The sequence below is a fragment of the Scandinavium sp. genome (assembly GCF_032012665.1).
GTDB lineage: Bacteria > Pseudomonadota > Gammaproteobacteria > Enterobacterales > Enterobacteriaceae > Scandinavium.
The window spans coordinates 109,918-132,968 of sequence record NZ_DALZVG010000008.1; the positions used below are offsets into that span (position 1 = coordinate 109,918).

Below are 23,051 nucleotides of genomic sequence, written 5' to 3' on the forward strand. Positions count from 1 at the left end.
CGTTTCCGAAAAGGCTTAGATGAGCTTCAGGCTCAGCCAGTACAGCGCGCCGGACAGGATAATTGCCGCTGGCAGGGTCAGTACCCACGCCATCAGGATATTGGTCACTGTTTTACGCTGCAGGCCGCCACCGTCAACGATCATCGTACCCGCAACGGAGGACGACAGAACGTGAGTGGTGGATACCGGCATCCCGGTGTAGCTTGCCAGGCCGATAGAGACCGCTGCGGTCATCTGCGCGGACATCCCCTGGGCATAGGTCATGCCTTTCTTACCGATTTTCTCACCGATGGTGGTCGCCACGCGACGCCAGCCGATCATGGTACCAATGCCCAGCGCCAGCGCGACGGCCATGATAATCCAGATTGGGGCATACTCGATGGTGCTCAGCATGTCGGTTTTCAGTTTCTTCAGCAGACGCTGGTCGTCAGCATTGACGTCCGGCAGCTTCGCCACTTTATCGGTGGTGTCGGAGATGCACAGCATGATGCGACGCATCTGGCTGCGCTGATCGACGCTCAGCTTGTCGTAGCTCTCAATGTTTTCCAGCATGCCCTTCACGCGGTTCAGCGCGTTAATGGTGTTTGCCGGATGGCAGTGGAACTCCGCAGGCTGGGTTGCGCCTGGCTCCGGAGAAGGGATCAGTTGGTCAACGCCGGTCACTTTTTTCAGCAGCTCAGGATGCTGCTGGAAATAGGTTTCCACGTTGTTGACGGCATCACGGGTACGGGTAATTTCGTAGCCGGAGGCATTCATATTCACCACGAAGCCCGCAGGCGCTACGCCAATCAGCACCAGCATCACCAGACCAATGCCTTTCTGACCGTCGTTCGCGCCGTGGGAGAATGCCACGCCGATTGCGGAGATGATCAGGGCGATACGCGTCCAAAACGGCGGCTTTTTCTTCCCGTCTTTCTTTTCACGCTCGGCTGGCGTCAGGTGAATACGCGCCTTTTTCTTGGTGTTGCTCCAGTAGCGGCGCAGGATGAAAATCAGGCCGCCCGCAATCACCAGACCGACGATAGGGGAGATGATAAGCGAACCGAAAATCCCCATGACTTTAGGGATGTTCAGCGCATCCACTACCGAGGTGCCGGTCATCAGGGCATTGGTTAAACCAATCCCGATAATGGCGCCAATCAGGGTGTGCGAACTGGATGCCGGCAGGCCGAAATACCAGGTACCGAGGTTCCAGATAATCGCCGCTAACAGCATGGAGAAGACCATGGCGAGACCATGAGCAGAGCCCATGTTCAGCAGCAAATCCGTTGGCAGCATATGCACGATCGCATAGGCTACGCTCAGACCGCCTAACAGCACGCCAAAGAAGTTGAAGATGGCCGCCATCGCCACCGCCAATTGCGAACGCATTGCGCGGGTGTAGATCACGGTCGCTACTGCGTTTGCGGTGTCGTGGAAGCCGTTAATCGCTTCGTAGAACAACACAAATCCCAGAGCAAGCAATAACAAAAGCCCGGTATGCAAATCCAGGCCAGCAAACAAATGTAGCATAGGACGTTACGCCATTTTGAGGACATGAACGCGGCGCATTATCCAGGACAAACGCAGCGTGGGCAAAGAGAAATATAGACTTTTATTGATATTTGTTCACGACGGTAAAAATAGTGTTTGGAATTATCCTATATGTTTCAACGGTATGAATGACCATCAAAAAAATCTTACTGGTCGTACCGCAGGGGAAAATTTACAATTCCCGACATTCAAAATGAGAGGACAGACGTGTGGAAAGGTTTGATGCCATTGTTGTCGGCGCAGGCGCGGCGGGAATGTTTTGTGCAGCGCAGGCGGGGCAAGCCGGGGCGCGAGTGCTGCTTCTGGATAACGGCAAAAAGCCGGGCCGCAAGATTTTAATGTCCGGCGGCGGGCGCTGTAACTTCACCAATATGTACGTGGAGCCCGCGGCTTACCTCAGCCAGAACCCCCATTTTTGCAAATCTGCGCTGGCGCGTTATACCCAATGGGATTTTATCGATCTGGTCGGGAAATACGGCATCGCGTGGCATGAGAAAACCCTCGGTCAGCTGTTCTGCGACGACTCCGCCGAGCAGATTGTCGCCATGCTGGTGGCAGAATGCGAAAAGGGGGGCGTGATGACACGCTTGCGCACGGAAATCCTCAGCGTTGAGCAGGATGACGAAGGTTACGTATTGCAGCTTAACGGTGAAACGGTCGCGGCGAAAAAGCTGGTGATCGCCAGCGGCGGGCTGTCGATGCCGGGCCTCGGCGCCTCGCCGTTTGGCTATAAAATCGCTGAGCAGTTTGGCCTGAACGTTCTGCCGACTCGCGCGGGGCTGGTGCCGTTTACGCTGCATAAGCCGCTGCTCGAACAGCTTCAGGTGCTCTCCGGCGTTTCCGTGCCGTCGGTGATTACCGCCAACGACGGCACCGTGTTCCGCGAAAACCTGCTGTTTACCCACCGTGGCCTGTCCGGCCCGGCGGTATTGCAAATTTCCAGCTACTGGCAGTCGGGTGAGTTCGTTGATATCAATCTGGTACCGGAGTGCGATCTGGGAAGTTTCCTCGATGAGCAGCGCAACGCGCATCCGAATCAAAGCCTGAAAAACACCCTGGCGATGCAGCTGCCGAAGCGCCTGGTGGAATGCCTGCAACAACTTGGGCAAATCCCGGACGTGCAGCTCAAGCAGCTCAACAGCAAAGAACAGGCGCAACTGGTGGAAACATTGACCCACTGGCGCGTGCAGCCGAACGGTACCGAAGGCTACCGCACGGCGGAAGTGACCCTTGGCGGTGTCGATACCAACGAGCTCTCTTCACGCACCATGGAAGCGCGCAAAGCACCGGGTCTCTATTTTATCGGCGAAGTGATGGACGTTACCGGCTGGCTCGGTGGCTATAACTTCCAGTGGGCATGGGCTTCCGCATGGGCCTGCGCGCAGGCGCTGGTGGAAAGCTGATTCACCGCAGCGCCTTGCCAAACGCGCTTCGCAGGTTCACACTTATCCGATAAGGTGATGGCGTTCCACCTTTCCCAACCGCTTCCCTGAGAAGCTGATGACGCCTGACGATGTCTCTTTTAACCGAGGCATGTCAGGCGTATCTGAATACTCCCGCCCGACATGCCTTCCCAACCCGGGCCAACGATGATGATTGATTTTATTCCCTCAGAAGAGAGCGGGACTCAGCTGTTCTTCCGGCACCTGCTGGTGCTGATCGAAAGCGCAGAAGATGGCGCAACACTTGTGACGCACGCCGTGCAGATTGCCAAAGCGCATCCCAGCGGCGTGAAGATCACGCTTGCCCACCTCAACGAAGACTATCGGGCGATGAACTACATCGCCGATTGCCTGATGGACGATTCCGTGGCGGAAGACGTGATTAAAGCCAAAGCGCTGTTCAGCAAGCTGGTGCAACTGACCGTATTTCCGCTGAACACGCGCCAGCTGGTCACGATTCATCGCTTTGAAGATGTTGAGAAATGCGTAGCCGATCTGCAGATTGACCTGGTGATTGTCGGCCATCGCAACCGCCTGTTCGGCACCTGGTCTTCCCGGTCGGTTGGTTTTATCAACCGCCTGAGCGTCGACATTCTGATCCACCATATTTCCGCAGATATGACTAAGTGAGCGCCTGATGCTGAAATCGTTACTGGCTGTGATTGTGGGCGGCTCTGCCGGGTGTGTGATTCGCTGGGTGCTGTCGATGCGTCTGAATACGCTGTGGCCGGATTTACCGCCGGGTACGCTTCTGGTGAATTTGCTGGGTGGGCTGATTATTGGCGCGGCGCTGGCCTTTTTCCTGCGTCAGCCGCAGCTGGATCCGGCCTGGAAGCTGCTGATCACCACCGGCCTGTGCGGTGGGATGACCACCTTTTCCACGTTTTCTGCCGAGGTATACGCGCTGCTACAGGCGCAGAACTACCTTTGGGCTGCGGCATCGGTCGCCATTCACGTTATAGGCTCGCTGCTGATGACCGCCGCAGGCTTTGCGCTGGTAACGCTGCTGGTCTGAAAAAGGAGCCAGCGGTTTGGCTGGCTCTCTTTCTCTATGCCGGGTTACTCAAGGCCCAGGAAAAGCTGCGCTATCTTGAAATAGATGATCAGTCCGGTGCCGTCGATAAGCGTGGCGATGAACGGTGCTGAGACCACGGCCGGATCGATCCCCAGACGCTTAAGCACCATCGGGATCACCGACGATACCAGTGCGCTCCACAGCGTGATGCACACCAGCGTGATGCTGACGATCAGCGTAATCTCCGGGCCAATCCCCATCATCCATGCCCGGATACAGCCTGCCGTACCGAGCGTCAGGGCAATCAACAGAGAAGTGGAAACTTCTTTGCGGATGACCCGTCCCATATCGCGCAGATGCACTTCACCGAGCGCCATGGCGCGCACAAGCGTGGAGGTGATCTGCGTGCCGCTGTTGCCGCCGGTACCAATCAGCAGCGGGATGAAGAAAGCCAGAGCGATGGCCGATTCCAGCGCTTCCTCAAAATGCTGAATGACGCTGCTGGTGTAGGCTTCTGCGACGAACAGCAGCAGCAGCCAGACGGATCGCTTCTTCCACAGGGCAAGCGGGCTGGTGTCCAGATAAGGCTTTTCCAGCGGCAGCGTGGCGCCCTGGCGTTGCACATCTTCGGTGACGTCATCGGCCAGCAGACGATCAATCTCTTTTTCCATCAGCCCGCCGACCAGCACGCCCTGGTCAATAACCGGTACGACGCTGAACTGACGATCCGCCAGCCGGGCGGCGACCTGCTGGCGTTCATCCTGCGGCGTTACGTGAAAAACGCAGCTGTCCATCAGCGTGCAGATGGACTGGCCGGTATCGCTTTCCTGTAACAATTTTCGCACGGACAAAATGCCCCGTAGTTTATTTCCTGCCACCACAAAAGCATGGCCGGGAATATCGTTGTCTTTGAGCTGCGATAAAAAAGATTCACGCGCTTCGTGCACGCAGAAATGGTCCGGCAGCGCAATGTATTGCGCAGACACATAATGGGCAATGGTATCGCCGTCAAATGAGGCTGAAGCTGGCGAAAGCGCCGGGAGCTGGAGGTGTGACATTTTACATTCCCTATAAAAAATATCTCATAGGGGCGAACAAGACAGGAACAGCAAACTGAGCAGATCCCCACGTCCTGGATTTAGCACTGTACAACGTATCTGTCCGGTATATATCACCGGCAGAAGTTATCTTGGCAACACCTTGATTCGATGGATGCCTGTATTTCCCTGTGGGGTCTCTCTCGATACCGTCAGGGCGATAACTTATATTTGTACAGGAGCCTCGCCATAACGAGATCGTTAAAAGAGCGGCCATTATATTCAGGCCGGGCGATTAAACGAGCAGGGAATGCGTATGGTTGAGGCTGTATTTAGAATTATCTTGTGGCGGTATCAGGCAGGACCTGGCGCATGGCCAGTAAACGGTGATTCCAGTAAGGATCGTTTAACTGCGAGATGGTCACGCCTTTGCGACGTGAGGCATGAATAAAGCGGTTTTCGCCAATATAAATACCGACGTGCTTCTGCGCTCGCCCGGTTTTGAAAAACACCAGATCGCCAACGCGTGCCGTGCCGGGTTTTGTTCTCTTGCCTCTTCTTAATTGCTCGCCGGTGGTTCTTGGCAAACTGACGGCGAACGCCTCCTGATAAAGACGACGCGTCAGCGCGGAGCAATCAATCGCCCTGTGGGAATTCGCGCCGAGACGATAGCGGGTCCCTTTCCACTGCTGGTATTCACGCATCAGGCGTTTACGGCGTTTGATATTGCTGCTGGCTTTGATCGGCTTGACCGCCACTTCTTTGTGCTTCGGGCGATGGGTCAGGTGAGCACGTGCAGCCTGCGCGGTGCAGTGGATGGAAAACAGCAGGCAGAGCAGCAGAGCAAGACGCAGAGGCATAGTCGTTTCGGGTAGCGGCAGTCAATAAGCATAAAATGATAAGTGCGGGCATGCTACGTTTTTTGGCGATGATGAGCAATGCACAAAAACCATTATTACGCTCTACTCTCACCGCGATCACATTTTTATGTCAAAACGATGAGGAAACGGTGGAATAATTTACAAACGGAAACATTCGCCGCAGGGAGAATAGCCTCCCTGTGAAGTAAATGTATAGAAAATTGTCATTAGCCATGGTTGGCGATTAGCCCATGTAGCTGAGCGCCGCTGCTGCGGGAAATAGCCGTTTTAATATGTAACGTTGCTAACGTATTTTTCGATTTCATTTCCATGGCCGCTCATGCACATAAAGGTCATTTTGAATTGAATGGGCATGTTGTCGGTCTAAAAATGAGTTACCAGTGGCTGGTATGGGGGATAGTCACAACATGGCTTGATGTTTACCTTTTGCCATCTTCTTATTTTTCCTGGATAAAGTATAAAAACGCTGAAATGTGAAGGATGTCGTGAAAATCTGCGGGGATATATTCTTTGTTTAAGTTTCATTGAAGTTATTAACAATGTGGCGAGGTGACATTTTTATTAAGACTGGATGAAGATTTGTTTTTTCTTACTCTGTGAGGTGCGCATTTAATTCTTTTAAAAACAAATGGTTAAATTTAATCTCCAAGCTTTAACCTCATTCTTAATATTATCCTAATGTACGTTGGCTAATTTTAATTGTGTTGAGCTGGCGTTTATCTACCAGTCATTTTGATTATTACTTCGTTTAACTCTGCGAGCGCACGATGGTTTAGACGCAACCCCAACGTTCAGGGTAAGGAAAAATAATGAGTGAATTTTTGCCTTTCTCACGCCCGTCTATGGGAGATGAGGAGTTTGCCGCACTGAAAGAGGTGCTGCAGTCCGGCTGGATCACCACTGGGCCGAAGAATGCGCAGCTTGAGGAGGCATTCTGTCTGCTTACCGGCAATCGTCATGCTATTGCCGTCAGCTCCGCAACGGGCGGAATGCATGTCACTTTGATGGCACTCGACATCGGGCCGGGCGACGAAGTGATTACACCTTCTCAGACCTGGGTTTCCACGCTCAATATGATTGAGCTGCTGGGCGCAACTCCGGTCATGATTGACGTTGACCACGACACGTTAATGATCACACCTGAAGCTGTTGCTGCCGCCATCACCCCGCGCACCAAAGCCATTATTCCTGTCCACTACGCGGGCGCGCCGTTCGACATCGACGGCATTTATGCCATTGCTCAGCAGCACGGTATTCCGGTGATTGAAGATGCCGCCCATGCAGCAGGCACGTATTACAAAGGCCACCACGTTGGCGGCAAAGGCACCGCGATTTTCTCCTTCCACGCGATCAAAAACATGACCAGCGCCGAAGGTGGGCTGGTTGTTACCGACAACGACCAGCTTGCGCAGCGTATTCGCAGCCTGAAGTTTCACGGTCTTGGCGTCGATGCCTATGACCGCCAGACGCATGGCCGTGCACCGCAGGCGGAGGTGATCTCTCCTGGCTTTAAATACAACCTTGCCGATATCAATGCCGCGCTGGCGCTGGTGCAGCTGGGCAAGCTACCGCAGGCAAATCTGAAGCGTGCTGAAATTGCGCAGCGTTATCTTACGGAGCTCGCCAACACGCCTTTCCAGCCGCTGGCAATCCCTGAGTGGCCGCATCAGCACGCGTGGCACCTGTTTATTATTCGCGTTGATGAAGCCCGCTGTGGCATCAGCCGTGACGGCCTGATGGAGCAGCTGAAAGCGCAGGGCATTGGTACAGGCCTGCACTTTCGCGCCGCGCACACGCAAAAATATTACCGCGAACGCTACCCAAACCTCTCCTTACCGAATACGGAGTGGAACAGCGCCCGCATCTGTTCTCTGCCTCTTTTCCCGGATATGACCCATGACGACACAACCCGCGTCATTACTGCGCTCCGTCAGCTCGCAGGACATTGATATGTTTGAAGCCCCGAAAGTGAAAAAGGTTTCGGTGGTGATCCCTGTTTATAACGAACAGGAGAGCCTGCCAGAGCTGATTCGCCGCACCGATGCGGCCTGCGCCACGCTCAATCGTGATTACGAAATTCTGCTGGTCGATGACGGCAGCAGCGATGATTCCGCCCGTATGCTGGTGCTGGCTGCCGAAGCGCCGGGCAGCCACATTGTGGCGGTGCTGCTGAACCGCAACTACGGCCAGCACTCAGCGATTATGGCTGGATTCAGCCACGTGACCGGCGATCTGATCATCACCCTGGATGCTGACCTGCAAAACCCGCCGGAAGAGATCCCGCACCTGGTCGATAAGGCCGATGAAGGCTACGACGTCGTGGGCACCGTGCGCCAGAACCGCCAGGACAGCGTTTTCCGTAAATCGGCGTCGAAGATGATTAACCGCCTGATTCAGCGCACCACCGGCAAAGCGATGGGCGACTACGGCTGCATGCTTCGCGCCTACCGTCGCCACATTGTTGACGCGATGCTGAACTGCCACGAGCGCAGCACCTTTATTCCGATTCTCGCCAATACCTTTGCGCGCCGGGCGGTGGAAATCCCCGTGCTGCATGCCGAGCGTGAGTTTGGTGATTCCAAATACAGCTTCATGCGTCTCATCAACCTGATGTACGACCTGGTGACCTGCCTGACGACTACGCCGCTGCGCCTGTTAAGCGTCGTGGGAAGCGTGGTGGCGCTGGCCGGTTTTGCCTTCGCCATTCTGCTGGTGATTTTGCGCCTGGCGTTCGGCGCAGAATGGGCCGGTGATGGCCTGTTCCTGCTGTTTGCGGTGCTGTTTATGTTTATCGGCGCGCAGTTTGTCGGTATGGGGCTTCTTGGAGAGTATATCGGGCGCATCTATAACGATGTTCGCGCCCGTCCCCGCTACTTTATTCAACGTGTTGTCCGTCAGGAAGGCCTGACGACTGAAAAGGAAGATCGTTCATGAAAGCTGTTGTATTTGCCTATCACGATATGGGGTGCACAGGGACTCAGGCCTTGCTGGATGCCGGATATGAGATTTCGGCAATCTTCACCCATCCGGATAATGCTGGTGAAAACCACTTCTTTGGCTCGGTAGCTCGCCTTGCCGCTGAACAGGGCATTACCGTTTACGCACCGGAAGACGTGAACCACCCGCTGTGGGTCGATCGCATTCGTGACATGAATCCGGACGTGATTTTCTCCTTCTACTATCGCAACCTGCTGGGCGAAGAGATCCTGAACGCCGCTCGTCATGGCGCTTATAACCTGCACGGTTCTCTGCTGCCGAAATACCGTGGCCGCGCGCCGCTGAACTGGGTGCTGGTGAACGGTGAAAAAGAAACCGGCGTTACGCTGCACCGCATGATCAGTCGCGCCGATGCCGGCAACGTTGTGGCGCAGGCAACTGTCGCTATCGACGAAAACGACATCGCGCTGACGCTGCACCGTAAACTCTGTACTTCTGCACAATCTCTGCTGCGCGATGTGCTGCCGCTGATCGCCACAGGCAAAACCACGGAAACCGTGCAGGACGAAAGCCAGGCGAGCGTTGTAGGCCGCCGCACGCCGGAAGACGGTCGTCTTATCTGGGAGCAGCCTGCTGAAACCCTGCACAACCTGGTGCGCGCGGTGTCCGATCCGTGGCCAGGTGCGTTTAGCTTTGTCGGCACCAATAAATTTATCGTCTGGAAATCCCGCGTGCGTCACGACGTGGCGGCGGCGAAGCCGGGCACGGTGATCTCTGCCTCTCCGCTTATCGTAGCCTGCGGCAGCGGCGCGCTGGAAATCGTCACCGGCCAGAGCGACAAAGGCGTTTACATGCAGGGCACTCAGCTGGCACAGGCGCTGGGCCTGGTCACTGGCGCGCTGCTGTCGAGCTATCCTTTCGTGGCGGTGAAGCGTCGCACCCGCGTGCTGATCCTCGGCGTGAACGGTTTTATCGGTAACCACCTGACCGACCGCCTGCTTAAGGACGACAACTACGAAATTTATGGTCTGGATATCGGCTCTGACGCCATCAGCCGCTTCCTCGATAATCCGCGCTTCCACTTTGTTGAAGGCGACATCAGCATTCACTCCGAGTGGATCGAATATCACATCAAGAAGTGCGACGTGGTGCTGCCGCTGGTGGCGATTGCGACCCCAATCGAATACACCCGCAATCCGCTGCGCGTGTTCGAGCTCGATTTCGAAGAGAACCTGAAGATCATCCGCGACTGCGTGAAGTACAACAAGCGTATCATCTTCCCGTCGACCTCCGAAGTGTACGGCATGTGCACCGACAAGAACTTCGATGAAGACAATTCGAACCTGGTTGTCGGGCCGATCAACAAGCAACGCTGGATTTACTCCGTTTCCAAACAGCTTCTGGATCGCGTCATCTGGGCCTACGGCGATAAAGCGGGTCTCAAATTCACCCTGTTCCGTCCGTTTAACTGGATGGGACCGCGCCTGGACAGCCTCAATTCTGCGCGTATCGGCAGCTCTCGTGCGATTACGCAGCTGATTCTGAACCTGGTGGAAGGATCACCGATTAAACTGATTGAAGGCGGCAAGCAGAAGCGCTGCTTCACTGACATCAGCGACGGTATCGAAGCGCTGTTCCGCATCATCGAGAATAAAGAAGGCCGCTGCGACGGGCAGATCGTTAACATCGGTAACCCGGACAACGAAGCGAGCATCAAGGAGCTTGCCGAAATGCTGCTCGACTGTTTCGAACGCCATCCACTGCGTAACCAGTTCCCGCCGTTTGCCGGTTTCCGCGACGTAGAGAGCAGCGATTACTACGGTAAAGGCTATCAGGACGTTGAGCACCGCAAGCCGAGCATCCGGAATGCAAAACGTTGCCTCGACTGGCAGCCGACGGTAGAGATGCAGCAGACCGTCGAGGAAACCCTGGACTTCTTCCTGCGCACGGTTGAGTTAACGGAAAGCAAAAAATGATGAGAAAAGTTGGCTTACGCGTGGATGTGGACACCTTTCGCGGCACCCGCGAAGGCGTGCCGCGTCTGCTGGAGATCCTCCAGAAGCACGATATTCAGGCCAGCTTTTTTTTCAGCGTCGGACCGGACAACATGGGGCGCCACCTGTGGCGTCTGCTGAAGCCGAAATTTCTGTGGAAGATGCTGCGCTCACGCGCGGCATCGCTGTATGGCTGGGATATTTTGCTGGCGGGCACCGCCTGGCCGGGAAAAATGATCGGTGAAGCCAACGCAGAGATTATCCGCGCTACGGCGAAAGCGCACGAGGTCGGGCTGCACGCCTGGGATCATCATCGCTGGCAGATGTGGAGCGGCGTCTGGGATCAGGCGAACCTTGAGGCGGAAATAGCCCGGGGGTTGCAGGCGCTGGAAGCCCTCATTGGCTCCCCCGTCACCTGTTCTGCCGTTGCTGGCTGGCGGGCAGACGGGCGAGTCGTGCGGGCGAAAGAGCGCTTTGAGTTTCTCTACAACAGCGACTGTCGCGGCACGCGCCCGTTCCTGCCGGTGCTGGGCGAGGGCATTACGGGTACGGTACAAATTCCGGTTACTTTACCGACCTGGGATGAAGCTGTGGGCAGCAGCGTCAGCGCTGAAGGTTTTAACGATTGGCTGATTGAGCGTATCCACAAAGACAGAGGCGTGCCGGTGTACACCATCCACGCTGAAGTGGAAGGAATTGTGGGTGCAGAGCAGTTTGACAACCTGCTGCGGCAGGCGGCAGAGGAGGGCATCACCTTTTGCCCTCTGAGTCAGCTGCTGCCGGAGGACTTCAGAACGCTGCCGAAAGGAAACGTGGTGCGCGGCGAACTGGCGGGCCGGGAAGGCTGGTTAGGACAAGAGCAATTACTGGGTTAAACACTGATGAAATCCCTACGTTTAAGCGCATCGCTGCTGTTTTTGTTCGCGCTCTATTATGTTTTACCTTTGAATTTCCGCTTGTTATGGCAGCCGGATGAGACCCGCTATGCGGAGATCAGCCGTGAAATGCTGGCCTCTGGCGACTGGATTGTGCCGCATTTCCTCGGCCTGCGTTATTTTGAAAAACCGATTGCCGGATACTGGTTTAACAGCATCGGACAATGGCTCTTTGGTCATACCAATTTTTCGGTGCGGTTTGGAGTGGTCTTTTCCACCGCCTGTACCGCGCTGCTGGTGGCCTGGCTCGCGTGGAAGCTGTGGCAGGATAAACGCACGGCCATTCTTTCGGCGGTTATCTTCATGACCGCTTTTCTGGTCTATGGCATTGGCACCTACGCGGTGCTCGATCCGATGATTGCTCTGTGGCTGATGCTGGCGATGTGCAGCTTCTGGGGGGCGACGCAGGCGAAAACCAGCAGCGGTAAACTCGGCGGCTATGTGCTGTTAGGTATTGTCTGCGGCATGGGCGTGATGACCAAAGGTTTTCTTGCGCTGGCGGTGCCCGTTATTGGCGTGCTGCCCTGGGTTATTGTGCAGAAGCGCTGGAAGGAAGTGCTGCTGTGGGGCTGGGTTGCGGTGCTGATGTGCGTACTCACGGTGCTGCCGTGGGGGCTTGCGATAGCTCATCGTGAACCCGATTTCTGGCGTTATTTCTTCTGGGTCGAACACGTCCAGCGCTTCGCGCAGAGCGATGCGCAGCACAAGGCGCCATTCTGGTACTACATTCCGTTCCTGATTGCCGGTAGCCTGCCGTGGCTGGGGCTGCTGCCGGGGGCGCTCGCATCGGGCTGGAAAGCGCGTGATGAGCAGCGCGGCGCGTTTTACCTGCTGGGCTGGGTGGTGATGCCGTTCCTGTTCTTCAGTATCGCCAAAGGCAAGCTGCCGACCTATATTCTGCCGTGCTTTGCGCCGCTGGCGATCCTGATGGCGCGCTATGCCATTGAGGCCGCGGACAAGGGCGCGAAGGCGCTGCGCGTCAACGGGTTTATCAACATCGCCTTCGGTCTGATTGGGCTGGTGGCGGTGCTGGTGGTTTCGCCGTGGGGCCCGATGCAGAAGCCCGTTTGGAACAACATTGAGCTGTATAAGTGTCTGCTGGCGGCGGTGGCGTTTGCCGCCTGGGCGCTGGGGGGCTGGCTGTCGATTCGCGATGGAATGAAGCGTTGGGCGCTGGCGGCCTGCTGCCCGCTCGGGCTGGCGCTGTTGGTGGGGTTTGCTATCCCGGACAAAGTCATTGACAGCAAACAGCCGCAGTTCATCACCGATATCGTCAGCGAACAGCTTACGCCGAGCCGCTATGTGCTCACCAACAGCGTGGGCGTAGCCGCGGGACTGGCGTGGGAGCTCAGGCGTAGCGACATTATCATGTTCGGCCAGCAGGGCGAGCTGAAGTATGGCCTGGCGTACCCCGACGCGAAGAGGAGCTTCGTTGGCAGTGATCAGTTTGATGGCTGGCTTGCGGCGCACCGTGCAGAAGGCCCGGTATCGCTGGTGCTACAGTTAAATAAAGGCCAAAAGCTCGAGGAACTTGGTTTGCCGAAACCCGATAACGTCTATGAGATGAGCCGTATGGTCTTCGTTCAGTACCTGCCGGAATGATCACCGCGCTCTCGCTGCTGCTGGCCAGCCTGCTGAGCTGCGCCGGGCAGCTGTGCCAGAAGCAGGCCACCCGCCCGGCAAAATCCGGGCGGCGAGGGTTGCATATCGGCCTGTGGCTGGGGCTTGCGTTGCTCGCGCTCGGCTGCGGCATGGCCTTGTGGCTGGTGGTGCTGCAACGTCTGCCCGTGGGCATCGCTTACCCGATGCTCAGCCTGAACTTTGTCTGGGTGACGCTGGCGGCTAAGTTTGTCTGGAAAGAGCCGGTCTCCGGCCGCCACTGGTTGGGCGTGGGCCTGATCGTTCTTGGCATCATCGTACTCGGAGGGAGCCGCTGATGGGGATTCTCTGGGCGCTGGTCAGCGTGGTGCTGGTCAGCGGGGCGCAGCTGCTACTGCGGGCTGCTATGCTGTCGCTGCCGCCGGTGGCGGATGTTGCGGCGCTATTCTGGCATCTTATTCAGTTCAAGCCGGGCACCGGTTTGCTGTTCCTTGGGCTGTGCGGCTATGTCGCTTCCATGGCGTGCTGGTTTTTTGCCCTGAAGCGCCTTCCACTGGCAAAAGCCTATGCGCTGCTGAGCCTGAGCTACATCACCGTCTGGGTCGCGGCGCTGCTGTTGCAGAATGAAGCGTTTTCCTGGACGGGGCTGGCAGGCGTCTTGCTGGTGATGGCGGGTGTGACGACCATTTTTGCGCCGGTGCGGCGATAGCCAGTCACAGAAACGAAAAAGGCAGCCATCGGGCTGCCTTTTTTATGCTTGCGTGAGGAGAAGCTTACGCTTCGATCGCCATACGCAGTTTTTTCATCGCGTTCTTTTCGAGCTGACGCACGCGCTCGGCGGAAACGCCATAACGGTCGGCGAGTTCCTGCAGCGTGGACTTGTTGTCTTCGTCCAGCCAGCGGGCGCGGATGATATCCTGGCTACGCTCGTCCAGGCCTTCCATCGCATGAGTCAGCTTGTTGGCGGCCTGATCTTCCCAGTTGTCGTCTTCAATGCTGTCAGCAAAGTTAGAAGACTTATCCTGAAGATAGAGCACCGGAGCAACGGTATTGCTTTCCGAGTCATCGTCGGCAGACATATCGAACGCCATATCCTGAGCGGACATTCGCGATTCCATCTCACGCACGTCTTTGCTGGAAACGCCCAGCTCACGCGCCACCATTTCGACTTCGTCCTGGTTGAACCAGCCCAGACGCTGCTTGGTTTTACGCAGGTTAAAGAACAGCTTACGCTGTGCTTTGGTGGTCGCGACCTTCACGATACGCCAGTTGCGCAGCACGTATTCGTGGATTTCAGCTTTGATCCAGTGCACGGCGAAGGAGACAAGGCGCACGCCCACTTCCGGGTTGAAGCGGCGCACGGCTTTCATCAGGCCGATGTTGCCTTCCTGAATCAAATCCGCCTGCGGCAGGCCGTAGCCCGAGTAGTTACGAGCAACGTGAACAACAAAGCGCAGGTGAGACAGGATCAGCGTTTTCGCTGCTTCCAGATCGCCCTGGTAATGCAGCTTCTCCGCCAGCGCCCGCTCTTCATCAGCCGATAACATCGGCCATGCGTTTGCCGCCCGGATGTAGGAATCCAGGTTGCCAACAGGGGCTAAAGCTAAAGTTTGCATGTCTTTGGTCATTCAAATCCTCTCAATTCTTTCTTTTCCGCTGCCGTGTCCCTCACAGAGGCAACAAGCATGCCAGAAATTTTTGAGCAACGAGATTAGCACTCACTCTTTTATCAGACAGTGATGTTATCCACAAGTTCCATGCAACTCTGTGAATAGATTACGCACAAAATGTGACACCACGATGATATGACTTGAGGGCAGGGAAGGCAGAAGGTTTCTGAAGCTCTCCCTGCGAACTGGAAATCTTGCAGCAGGGAGAGAGTATATCAGACTTTTTTTATTCCGGCGTAAAGTGGCGTAAATGTTGAACCGTGGCAAGCCAGGCGGCCACCCAGCCAATCATCGAGCAGACAATCAGCATCAGCAGGCACTCATCGAGGCCCAGGCCGGTGAGCTCAAACTGGGTACCGAACACTTTAGCGACTTCCGTGACCGCCGACGACAGGCGCAGCACGAGGATCTCAGAAAGTATCAATGATAAAAATGCGCCAGAAAATCCGAGCAGCGCGCCGCCGTAAAGGAACGGACGCAGAATGAAGCCGTCCGTTGCGCCGATAAGCTTCTGCACGTTGATGGTATCGCGACGGGCAAAAATGCTCAGACGCACGCTGTTACCGATGACGAGGAATACGGCCGCAACCATCAGCACGCCAATCATTGCCGAGACGCGTCCGACTAACCCGGTAATCGAGGAAAGACGGGCAAACCAGCTGTCGTCCATGCGCACTTCGTCCACGCCCTGAATTTTCGCCACGCGGTCACGCAGCGTGTTCAGCGAATCGGTGCCCTGGAAATCGAGCTTCGGAATGACGATAGCCACCGCAGGCAGCGGATTCTCTTCCAGCATGTCCAGCGCGCCGCCGAAGCCTGACCAGTTGCGGAACTCGCCCAGCGCTTCATCGCGGGAAAGGTAATTCACCTTCTCCACGCCCTGCTCCGCCTGAAGCTGCCCGACGACTTTTGCCGCGGCGTCGTCATCCAGCGTTTTTTCCAGATAGACGGTGATTTGCGGCGACGGATAATACTGTGAGGCCGCCGTGTTGACGTTCTTGTAAACCATGTAGCAGACGCTTGGCAGCGTCAGTGAAATGGCAATGACCATCACCGTCAGGAAGGTCGCCAGCGGTTTGCTTTTGAGATCCTGTAGCGCGCCGTGAAAGGCGTAGCGCACCTGTTCGTTAAAACCGTTGGTTTTGCGGGAGTTCGGTTTGGGCGCGGCCTTCGGGCGCTTCGGCGCATTGCCGCCGCCGTTTCCACCGCCGGTTGCCGAGTTGCGCAGCCGGTCAAAGCGGTTGCCGAACTGGCGAATGTGATTCATTGCTTCGCGTTTATCCACCGTAGCCTCCGTGCAAGTGACCGTCGCTCAGCGTCAGCATCCGGTAGGAACGGCTGGAGATGAGACCCAGGTCGTGGGTAGCCATCAGCACCGTAACGCCGACGCGGTTGAACTCTTCGAACAGGCGCAGAATACCTTCCGACAGCGCTTCGTCGAGGTTACCGGTCGGTTCATCCGCCAGCAGCACCGCCGGTTTGTTCACCACCGCACGGGCAATGCCCACGCGCTGCTGTTCACCGCCGGAGAGCTGAATCGGGAAGTTTTTCGCTTTGTCGAGCAGCCCGACCTTATCCAGCGCCGCCGACACGCGACGGCGAATGTCATCGAAGCTGGCGCCTGCGATGATCAGCGGGATCGCCACGTTATCAAATACGGTTCTGTCCATCAGAAGATGGTGATCCTGGAAAATCATGCCGATCTGACGACGCAGGAACGGCACTTCGCGGTTCTTCAGGCGGCTAATTTCGTGCCCGCTGAACCAGATTTTCCCGGTGCTCGGGCGTTCGATGCCGCAGATGAGCTTGAGCAGGGTACTTTTCCCCGCGCCGGAGTGGCCGGTCAGAAAGGCCATCTCGCCCGGCTGCAGCTGGAAGTTAATCCCCTGCAGCGCTTGTCTCCCACCGAGATAGGCTTTGCTGACTTGTTCAAAGCGAATCATTGTTAATCCTCTCGGGCAAAAAGTGCCTCAATAAAATCGTCCGATTTAAACGGACGCAAATCTTCGATACGTTCGCCGACGCCAATGTAGCGGATCGGAATGCCGAACTGATCGGCCACCGAGAAGATCACGCCACCCTTGGCGGTCCCGTCCAGTTTAGTCAATGTAATGCCCGTCAGCCCAACGGCTTCATGGAACAGTTTCGCCTGGCTGATGGCGTTCTGTCCGGTGCTGGCGTCAATCGTCAGCATAATTTCATGCGGGGCGTCTTCGTCGAGCTTTTTCATTACGCGGACAATTTTCTTCAGCTCTTCCATCAGGTGCGATTTGTTCTGCAAGCGTCCTGCGGTGTCGGCAATCAACACGTCGACGTTACGCGCTTTCGCAGCCTGAATTGCATCGAAAATGACCGAGGCGGAATCCGCGCCCGTGTGCTGGGCAATCACCGGAATGTCGTTACGCTGGCCCCACACCTGAAGCTGTTCAACCGCTGCGGCGCGGAAGGTATCACCTGCCGCCAGCATCACGGATTTGCCCTGCTGCTCAAACTGGCGCGCCAGCTTGCCGATGGTGGTGGTTTTGCCGACGCCATTGACGCCAACCATCAGGATAACGAACGGGGTTTTGCCTTCAATATTAAGCGGTTCGTCGACTTTAGCGAGAATATCGCCCATTTCGTCCTTCAGCAGGCCGTACAGCGCTTCCGCATCGCGAAGCTGTTTGCGGCTCGCGCCTTCGGTCAGACTCGCGATAATTTTGCGGGTTGTATCCACACCGACGTCGGCAATCAGCAGTTGCTCTTCCAGCTCTTCAAACAGATCATCGTCAATTTTTTTGCCGCGGAACAGACTGATAAATCCGGAACCCAGATTCTCTTTAGTTTTCAGCAGGCTGCGCTTGAGGCGGGCGAAGAAACCTTCTTTAGTTGGCTTTTCCTGCTCCTGAACGACGGCATCCTGCTCAGGCTCTTCAGCAATTTCTTCCGGCTCATCGACGGCGGCCAGCGCCTGGGCTTCGAGCTCTTCGTCGGTCAGTTCGTCTTCAGCGATATCTTCAACAACGTCTTCCTGGGCGGCTTCGACGTGGACGACAGCCGCTTCTTCTTCGATGACTGCCGCAGGCTCTTCTTCTGCAATCTCTTCCGCCAGTGGCAGCGTTTCATGTTCGATTTCAGCAACCGGCTCAGCTTCGATGTGGATTTCTTCGACAACGTCTGGTTCAGGCGCAACGTCGGCGATGGCTTCAGAAACGGTCTCTGTTGCGGGTTCCGGTTCTACTGGCTGCGGTTTTTCGCTTTCCACCACCTCTTCGGTGACCTCAACCACGTCATCGGCAAAGGCTTTCACCTCTTCGTGACTGTGTGCGGTGGCTTCCGCTTCCGGCTCAGCAATGTGCTCAACGGCCTCTTCAACAACCGGCGCTACGGCCGTTTGCTCCACGTCGGTTGACTGCTGTTCAACGTCCTGCTGCGGCTGTTCCTGCTCTTTCTGACCGAAGCCAAGCCAGGAAAAAAAGCCCTTCTTTTTGTTCTTTGCCATCTGCGACCACACTCTTCGCTGTTGATTCCCGGCACCGCGTCGCCGCTATGTACATGGAAGCTAAAAAAATGATGAAATAGTCTATCACTTAACTTAACGCGCATCACCGCCCGGAAGCGTAATCCGGCATTGAGCAGAGCAAAGAAATGAAAAAACCAAACCACGCCGGAAGCGGTCAAATTCGCATTATAGGCGGGCAGTGGCGGGGCCGTAAGCTCCCGGTGCCCGACAGCCCGGGCCTGCGGCCGACCACCGATCGGGTCCGCGAGACGTTGTTTAACTGGCTTGCGCCGCACATGGTGGATGCCAGATGCCTGGACTGTTTCGCCGGAAGCGGCGCGCTGGGGCTTGAGGCGCTGTCGCGTTATGCAGGTAGCGCTACGCTGCTGGAGATGGAGCGCCACGTCGCTCAACAGCTGCAAAAAAACCTCGCCACGCTCAACGCCCGTAACGCGCAGGTGGTGAACACCAATAGCCTGACGTTCCTCGCCCAGGCTGGCACACCGCATGATGTGGTCTTTATTGACCCGCCGTTTCGCAAAGGCCTGCTGGAAGAGACGCTCGCGCTGCTCGAAAACAACGGTTGGCTGGCGGACGATGCGCTAATCTACGTCGAAAGCGAAGTGGAAAACGGCCTGCCGCCGGTGCCGGCGCACTGGGATTTACACCGCGAAAAGGTGGCCGGGCAGGTTGCTTATCGCCTCTATCACCGTGAAGCACAAGGAAATAACGATGCTGCTTAATATTGGACGTCTGCTGATGCTCTGCGTCTGGGCCTTTCTGGTGCTGAACGTCATTCACCCGTTCCGCTACCCGGTGAATATCTTCGTTAACGTGGCGCTGATTTTCATGATCCTGATGCACGGTCTGCAAATGACCCTGCTGAAGGCGACGCTGCCGAAAGATGGGCCACAGATGACGCGCAGCGAACAGATCCGCGTTTTCCTGTTCGGGGTGTTTGAGCTGATAGCCTGGCAGAAGAAGCTCACGCCGAAGAAGAAGTAAATTGTGGTATCGGAGTGCTGATTGTCGGGTAGCGCTGATGCTTACCCGACCTACAAATTCGGGTCACGCAGCTGTAGGCCGGGCAAACGAACGCGCCGCCCGGCAATCTTATTCGGCACGAAACTCGACGAACCGCGATCCCTTGTAGCTCAGCGTGCCTTTATCGCCCACGCTCAACTGATGATACTGTTTTTCATCCACGCGATAAGTCACCTCCATGCCGCCATTCTGCGGCTTAACGCTCACTTCGAAGCGTACGTCGCTGCCCGCTGGTGCCGTCTGGCGCTGAGGGGAAGGGCGGAAACCGGGCACGTATTCACGTTTATTGCTCACCACCATCTGTTTTTGCTGTAACGGCGCGGCGTCATTATCCATCCTTTCGCGGCGCTGCTGGACGAAGCGAAACGAGGCGGCAATGACGATGATCGCCACCACCACGAAGAAAAGCGGCATTTTACTCACTGGACTGTCCCCTCAGAATTGGCGCAAAACAGGATACCCTGCCCGCCGTGGCATTGCCATCTGCCCACCTGCGCCACTACACTGAAGCAAAGAGTGCTTATCAGACAATACAAGGATTTACTATGCTTTGGTCGTTCATTGCAGTCTGTCTGTCCGGTTGGTTGTACGTCGATGCGTCCTACCGCGGCCCGGCATGGCAACGCTGGGTTTTCAAGCCCGTCACGCTGATCCTGCTGCTGCTGCTTGCCTGGCAGGCACCGATGTTCAACGCCATCAGCTATCTGGTGCTGGCAGGGCTGTGCGCCTCCCTGATTGGCGATGCGCTGACGCTGCTGTCGCGTGAACGCCTGCTCTACGCGATTGGCGCCTTTTTCCTGTCTCACCTGCTGTATACGATTTGGTTCGCCAGCCAGATGACGCTGTCTTTCTTCTGGCCGCTGCCGCTGGTGCTGCTGGTGATTGGCGCGCTGCTGATTGCCGTCATCTGGTCCCGCCTCGAAGAGTTACGCCTGCCGGTGTGCACGTTTATTGCGATGACGCTGGTCATGGTCTGGCTCGCCGGTGAGCTGTGGTTCTTCCGCCCGGTGAGTACCGCGCTGTCCGGCTTCCTCGGTGCCGCGCTGCTGCTGCTTGGCAATATCGTCTGGCTGGTCAGCCACTATCGCCGCCGCTTCCGTGCCGATAACGCCATCTCGTCGGCCTGCTACTTCGCCGGGCATTTTTTAATCGTGCGCGCGCTGTATCTTTAGAAAAGAGTCTTGACTCTGGAGTCGACTCCAAAGTGTATGCTCTGCGTTAGTGAGAAAATTATCATTAACAGGAGAGTGCCATGTCGACTCCAGACGCCGGCAGCAAAAAAGCCCCACGCTTCACCTCGTTCCAGCTGACGTCCGCCAACGACGAGGCGACACCCTGCGGTTGCGATGACGCATGCGCATCCTCTGAACAGCCTGCCGAATCACTGAGCGCCAGCCGCTTTAGCTGGAAAGTCAGCGGAATGGACTGCGCCGCCTGCGCGCGAAAAGTTGAAAACGCCGTGCGTCAGATTGCCGGCGTCCAACAGGTGCAGGTGCTGTTCACAACCGAAAAACTGCTGGTGGATGCAGACAGCGACATCTCTGCGCAGGTGGAAGCTGCCGTGACCAGGGCAGGCTATGCGCTTCGCAGCGAAGAGGCGCCGGAGCCCGAAGAACCGTCCCGCCTGCGTGAAAACCTGCCGTTGATCCTGCTGATTGTCCTGATGGCCGCAAGCTGGGGGCTGGAGCACGTGAATCACCCGCTTGGCAATTTCGCGTTTATCGCCACGACGCTGGTCGGTCTGTTCCCGATTGCCCGCCAGGCGCTCAGACTCATCAAAAGCGGCAGCTGGTTTGCTATTGAAACGCTAATGAGCGTGGCGGCCATCGGCGCGCTCATTATCGGCGCGACGGCGGAAGCGGCGATGGTGCTGCTGCTGTTTATCATCGGCGAACGCCTTGAAGGCTGGGCTGCGAGCCGCGCGCGCCAGGGCGTGAGTGCGCTGATGGCGTTAAAACCTGATACCGCAACTCGCCTGCGTGATGGTCAGCGTGAAACCGTCGCTCAGCGAGACTTGCGTCCCGGCGACGTGATTGAAGTTGCCGCCGGAGGCCGCCTGCCCGCTGACTGTCAGCTGATTTCAGCTTTCGCGAGCTTTGATGAAAGCGCGCTTACCGGGGAATCCGTGCCCGTTGAAAGGGCCGAAGGTGAAGCGGTGCCAGCAGGCGCAACCAGCGTTGACCGTCTGGTGCAGCTTCGGGTGGTCTCCGAACCGGGCGACAGCGCCATCGACCGTATTCTGCGCCTGATTGAAGATGCCGAAGAGCGCCGCGCGCCGATTGAACGCTTTATCGACCGCTTTAGCCGGATTTACACGCCCGCCATTATGCTGGTGGCGCTGCTGGTTGCCGTTGTGCCGCCGCTGCTGATGGGCGCGGAATGGCAGCCCTGGATCTACAAAGGCCTGACGCTGCTGCTGATTGGCTGCCCGTGTGCGCTGGTGATTTCCACTCCGGCGGCTATTACGTCGGGACTGGCTGCTGCGGCCCGTCGCGGTGCGCTGATCAAAGGGGGCGCGGCGCTTGAGCAGCTCGGCAGCATTGAACATGTTGCGTTCGATAAAACCGGCACGCTGACCGTCGGTAAACCGCGGGTCACCGCTATCCAGCCTCTGAATGGTGAAACGGAAAACGCTTTGCTCGCGCTCGCCGCGGCGGTGGAGCAGGGCTCAAGCCACCCGCTGGCGACGGCGATCGTGAAGGAGGCGCAAAACCGTAACCTTCTCCTGCCGCAGGCGACCTCGCAGCGCGCACTGGCTGGTTCAGGTATTGAAGCGCTGGTGGACGGGCAGCGTGTGCTGATTTGCGCCGCCGGGAAGTTTGAGGCGGCAGGGTTTGCTGAACACATTGAGCAACTTGAAAGCGCCGGACAAACCGTCGTGTTAGTCGTTCGCAACGATGAGCTGCTGGGCATTCTCGCCCTGCGCGACACGCTGCGGGAAGACGCCCGCGAAGCCGTCGATGCCCTGCATCAGCTGGGCGTACAGGGCGTGATCCTGACGGGTGATAACCCACGAGCCGCCGCCGCTATCGCAAGTGAATTAGGGCTGGACTACCGCGCCGGTTTGCTGCCTGAAGACAAAGTTACCGCAGTCACCGCACTGAATGCTAAAGCGCCGCTGGCAATGGTGGGCGACGGCATTAACGATGCACCTGCGATGAAAGCTTCGACCATTGGCATCGCGATGGGCAGCGGCACCGACGTAGCGCTGGAAACTGCTGATGCGGCGCTGACGGGCAACCGCCTGACCGGGCTGGCGCAAATGATTAGCCTGGCCCGCGCCACGCGTGCCAATATTCGCCAGAATATTACGATGGCGCTGGGCCTGAAGGGGATTTTCCTTATCACCACGCTGCTTGGCATTACCGGCCTGTGGCTGGCGGTGCTGGCAGATACGGGTGCGACGGTGCTGGTGACGGCGAATGCTTTGCGGCTGTTGAATAAGAAATAATGCTAATGCCCGGTAGCGCTGCGCTACCGGGC

Annotated in this window: 22 protein-coding genes and 2 riboswitches; of the genes, 14 read left to right on the plus strand and 8 right to left on the minus strand. The window is 56.8% G+C overall.

Translation table 11 applies throughout. The features are described 5' to 3' along the window. Positions 1-15 precede the first annotated feature (15 nt). A complete protein-coding gene (pitA, locus tag RTU33_RS09485) occupies positions 16-1,512 on the minus strand; it encodes an inorganic phosphate transporter PitA (RefSeq protein ID WP_312626877.1) in 1,497 nt (498 codons plus the stop codon). 230 nt (positions 1,513-1,742) lie between these two features. Here pitA and RTU33_RS09490 point away from each other — a divergent pair, with 230 nt between their 5' ends. From RTU33_RS09490 to crcB, 3 genes are all read left to right on the plus strand, one after another. Continuing rightward, positions 1,743-2,936, plus strand: coding sequence for an NAD(P)/FAD-dependent oxidoreductase (locus RTU33_RS09490; protein WP_312626878.1), 1,194 nt, complete (start codon positions 1,743-1,745; stop codon positions 2,934-2,936). 44 nt (positions 2,937-2,980) lie between these two features. Then, a riboswitch (Fluoride riboswitch) is annotated at positions 2,981-3,050 on the plus strand. 72 nt (positions 3,051-3,122) lie between these two features. Continuing rightward, positions 3,123-3,605: a universal stress protein gene (locus RTU33_RS09495; RefSeq protein WP_312626879.1), complete on the plus strand. Its 483-nt coding sequence runs from the start codon at positions 3,123-3,125 to the stop codon at positions 3,603-3,605. Positions 3,606-3,612: 7 nt separating this feature from the next. Then, the gene (gene crcB / locus RTU33_RS09500; RefSeq protein WP_312626880.1) at positions 3,613-3,990 is read left to right on the plus strand and encodes a fluoride efflux transporter CrcB; all 378 of its coding nucleotides are present in this window, start codon (positions 3,613-3,615) and stop codon (positions 3,988-3,990) included. A gap of 44 nt (positions 3,991-4,034) precedes the next feature. Here the strand turns inward: crcB and RTU33_RS09505 are convergent, their stop codons facing one another. Further along, complete coding sequence (locus RTU33_RS09505; RefSeq protein WP_312626881.1) at positions 4,035-5,048, minus strand: magnesium transporter; 1,014 nt, start codon at positions 5,046-5,048, stop codon at positions 4,035-4,037. Positions 5,049-5,106: 58 nt separating this feature from the next. Continuing rightward, a riboswitch (M-box (ykoK) riboswitch) is annotated at positions 5,107-5,291 on the minus strand. Positions 5,292-5,365: 74 nt separating this feature from the next. Further along, the gene (locus tag RTU33_RS09510; RefSeq protein ID WP_312626883.1) at positions 5,366-5,887 is read right to left on the minus strand and encodes an NlpC/P60 family protein; all 522 of its coding nucleotides are present in this window, start codon (positions 5,885-5,887) and stop codon (positions 5,366-5,368) included. A gap of 830 nt (positions 5,888-6,717) precedes the next feature. Here RTU33_RS09510 and arnB point away from each other — a divergent pair. The 7 genes from arnB to arnF are packed head-to-tail and all read left to right on the plus strand — an operon-like array spanning position 6,718 to position 14,082. Then, the gene (gene arnB, locus RTU33_RS09515) at positions 6,718-7,857 is read left to right on the plus strand and encodes a UDP-4-amino-4-deoxy-L-arabinose aminotransferase (RefSeq protein WP_312626885.1); all 1,140 of its coding nucleotides are present in this window, start codon (positions 6,718-6,720) and stop codon (positions 7,855-7,857) included. A 1-nt stretch (position 7,858) separates the two neighbouring features. Further along, on the plus strand, positions 7,859-8,842 hold the full coding sequence (gene arnC, locus RTU33_RS09520; RefSeq protein ID WP_312626959.1) for an undecaprenyl-phosphate 4-deoxy-4-formamido-L-arabinose transferase: 984 nt from the start codon (positions 7,859-7,861) through the stop codon (positions 8,840-8,842). After that, positions 8,839-10,821, plus strand: a complete 1,983-nt coding sequence (gene arnA / locus RTU33_RS09525) for a bifunctional UDP-4-amino-4-deoxy-L-arabinose formyltransferase/UDP-glucuronic acid oxidase ArnA (RefSeq protein WP_312626886.1) — start codon at positions 8,839-8,841, stop codon at positions 10,819-10,821. Before arnC ends, arnA begins: the two co-directional genes overlap by 4 nt. Continuing rightward, positions 10,821-11,714, plus strand: a complete 894-nt coding sequence (arnD, locus tag RTU33_RS09530; protein WP_312626960.1) for a 4-deoxy-4-formamido-L-arabinose-phosphoundecaprenol deformylase — start codon at positions 10,821-10,823, stop codon at positions 11,712-11,714. The genes arnA and arnD overlap by 1 nt, the downstream gene beginning before the upstream one ends. A 6-nt stretch (positions 11,715-11,720) precedes the next feature. Continuing rightward, the gene (gene arnT, locus RTU33_RS09535; protein ID WP_312626887.1) at positions 11,721-13,376 is read left to right on the plus strand and encodes a lipid IV(A) 4-amino-4-deoxy-L-arabinosyltransferase; all 1,656 of its coding nucleotides are present in this window, start codon (positions 11,721-11,723) and stop codon (positions 13,374-13,376) included. Beyond that, positions 13,373-13,711, plus strand: a complete 339-nt coding sequence (gene arnE, locus RTU33_RS09540) for a 4-amino-4-deoxy-L-arabinose-phosphoundecaprenol flippase subunit ArnE (RefSeq protein ID WP_312626888.1) — start codon at positions 13,373-13,375, stop codon at positions 13,709-13,711. Before arnT ends, arnE begins: the two co-directional genes overlap by 4 nt. Beyond that, a complete protein-coding gene (gene arnF, locus RTU33_RS09545) occupies positions 13,711-14,082 on the plus strand; it encodes a 4-amino-4-deoxy-L-arabinose-phosphoundecaprenol flippase subunit ArnF (RefSeq protein ID WP_312626889.1) in 372 nt (123 codons plus the stop codon). Before arnE ends, arnF begins: the two co-directional genes overlap by 1 nt. Positions 14,083-14,146: 64 nt before the next feature. Here arnF and rpoH read toward each other — a convergent pair whose 3' ends face one another. The 4 genes from rpoH to ftsY all read right to left on the minus strand — a co-directional run bounded on the left by rpoH (position 14,147) and on the right by ftsY (position 18,524). Continuing rightward, complete coding sequence (gene rpoH / locus RTU33_RS09550; RefSeq protein WP_312626890.1) at positions 14,147-15,001, minus strand: RNA polymerase sigma factor RpoH; 855 nt, start codon at positions 14,999-15,001, stop codon at positions 14,147-14,149. Positions 15,002-15,269: 268 nt separating this feature from the next. Then, positions 15,270-16,328 carry a permease-like cell division protein FtsX gene (gene ftsX, locus RTU33_RS09555; RefSeq protein WP_312626891.1) on the minus strand — a complete coding sequence of 353 codons (1,059 nt, stop codon included), beginning with the start codon at positions 16,326-16,328 and terminating at the stop codon, positions 15,270-15,272. Continuing rightward, positions 16,321-16,986, minus strand: a complete 666-nt coding sequence (gene ftsE / locus RTU33_RS09560; RefSeq protein ID WP_312626892.1) for a cell division ATP-binding protein FtsE — start codon at positions 16,984-16,986, stop codon at positions 16,321-16,323. Before ftsE ends, ftsX begins: the two co-directional genes overlap by 8 nt. Before the next feature lie 2 nt (positions 16,987-16,988). Then, complete coding sequence (gene ftsY, locus RTU33_RS09565) at positions 16,989-18,524, minus strand: signal recognition particle-docking protein FtsY (protein ID WP_312626894.1); 1,536 nt, start codon at positions 18,522-18,524, stop codon at positions 16,989-16,991. Positions 18,525-18,670: 146 nt separating this feature from the next. Here ftsY and rsmD point away from each other — a divergent pair, with 146 nt between their 5' ends. Beyond that, a complete protein-coding gene (gene rsmD, locus RTU33_RS09570; protein ID WP_312626896.1) occupies positions 18,671-19,267 on the plus strand; it encodes a 16S rRNA (guanine(966)-N(2))-methyltransferase in 597 nt (198 codons plus the stop codon). Beyond that, positions 19,257-19,529 (plus strand): DUF1145 family protein, encoded by a 273-nt coding sequence (locus RTU33_RS09575; protein WP_312626897.1) that lies wholly within the window; start codon positions 19,257-19,259, stop codon positions 19,527-19,529. The genes rsmD and RTU33_RS09575 overlap by 11 nt, the downstream gene beginning before the upstream one ends. 108 nt (positions 19,530-19,637) lie before the next feature. On the opposite strand, the gene RTU33_RS09580 is transcribed toward RTU33_RS09575, so the two are convergent. Beyond that, complete coding sequence (locus RTU33_RS09580) at positions 19,638-19,991, minus strand: DUF2500 domain-containing protein (RefSeq protein WP_312626898.1); 354 nt, start codon at positions 19,989-19,991, stop codon at positions 19,638-19,640. Positions 19,992-20,113: 122 nt separating this feature from the next. Between RTU33_RS09580 and RTU33_RS09585 the strand changes: the two genes are divergently transcribed. Together RTU33_RS09585 and zntA are read left to right on the plus strand one after the other, a co-directional pair. Continuing rightward, positions 20,114-20,740: a lysoplasmalogenase gene (locus RTU33_RS09585; RefSeq protein WP_312626899.1), complete on the plus strand. Its 627-nt coding sequence runs from the start codon at positions 20,114-20,116 to the stop codon at positions 20,738-20,740. Positions 20,741-20,820: 80 nt separating this feature from the next. Continuing rightward, entirely contained in the window at positions 20,821-23,019 is a 2,199-nt protein-coding gene (zntA, locus tag RTU33_RS09590; protein WP_312626900.1) for a Zn(II)/Cd(II)/Pb(II) translocating P-type ATPase ZntA, read from the plus strand. Positions 23,020-23,051: the final 32 nt, after the last annotated feature.

Bases quoted from the DNA above. Each gene is read 5' to 3' on its own strand.
- pitA (WP_312626877.1), bottom strand. From the start codon at position 1,512: ATGCTACATTTGTTTGCTGGCCTGGATTTGCATACCGGGCTTTTGTTA.
- RTU33_RS09495 (WP_312626879.1), top strand. From the start codon at position 3,123: ATGATGATTGATTTTATTCCCTCAGAAGAGAGCGGGACTCAGCTGTTC.
- crcB (WP_312626880.1), top strand. From the start codon at position 3,613: ATGCTGAAATCGTTACTGGCTGTGATTGTGGGCGGCTCTGCCGGGTGT.
- RTU33_RS09505 (WP_312626881.1), bottom strand. From the start codon at position 5,048: ATGTCACACCTCCAGCTCCCGGCGCTTTCGCCAGCTTCAGCCTCATTT.
- RTU33_RS09510 (WP_312626883.1), bottom strand. From the start codon at position 5,887: ATGCCTCTGCGTCTTGCTCTGCTGCTCTGCCTGCTGTTTTCCATCCAC.
- arnB (WP_312626885.1), top strand. From the start codon at position 6,718: ATGAGTGAATTTTTGCCTTTCTCACGCCCGTCTATGGGAGATGAGGAG.
- arnC (WP_312626959.1), top strand. From the start codon at position 7,859: ATGTTTGAAGCCCCGAAAGTGAAAAAGGTTTCGGTGGTGATCCCTGTT.
- arnA (WP_312626886.1), top strand. From the start codon at position 8,839: ATGAAAGCTGTTGTATTTGCCTATCACGATATGGGGTGCACAGGGACT.
- arnD (WP_312626960.1), top strand. From the start codon at position 10,821: ATGAGAAAAGTTGGCTTACGCGTGGATGTGGACACCTTTCGCGGCACC.
- arnT (WP_312626887.1), top strand. From the start codon at position 11,721: ATGAAATCCCTACGTTTAAGCGCATCGCTGCTGTTTTTGTTCGCGCTC.
- arnE (WP_312626888.1), top strand. From the start codon at position 13,373: ATGATCACCGCGCTCTCGCTGCTGCTGGCCAGCCTGCTGAGCTGCGCC.
- arnF (WP_312626889.1), top strand. From the start codon at position 13,711: ATGGGGATTCTCTGGGCGCTGGTCAGCGTGGTGCTGGTCAGCGGGGCG.
- rpoH (WP_312626890.1), bottom strand. From the start codon at position 15,001: ATGACCAAAGACATGCAAACTTTAGCTTTAGCCCCTGTTGGCAACCTG.
- ftsE (WP_312626892.1), bottom strand. From the start codon at position 16,986: ATGATTCGCTTTGAACAAGTCAGCAAAGCCTATCTCGGTGGGAGACAA.
- ftsY (WP_312626894.1), bottom strand. From the start codon at position 18,524: ATGGCAAAGAACAAAAAGAAGGGCTTTTTTTCCTGGCTTGGCTTCGGT.
- rsmD (WP_312626896.1), top strand. From the start codon at position 18,671: ATGAAAAAACCAAACCACGCCGGAAGCGGTCAAATTCGCATTATAGGC.
- RTU33_RS09575 (WP_312626897.1), top strand. From the start codon at position 19,257: ATGCTGCTTAATATTGGACGTCTGCTGATGCTCTGCGTCTGGGCCTTT.
- RTU33_RS09585 (WP_312626899.1), top strand. From the start codon at position 20,114: ATGCTTTGGTCGTTCATTGCAGTCTGTCTGTCCGGTTGGTTGTACGTC.
- zntA (WP_312626900.1), top strand. From the start codon at position 20,821: ATGTCGACTCCAGACGCCGGCAGCAAAAAAGCCCCACGCTTCACCTCG.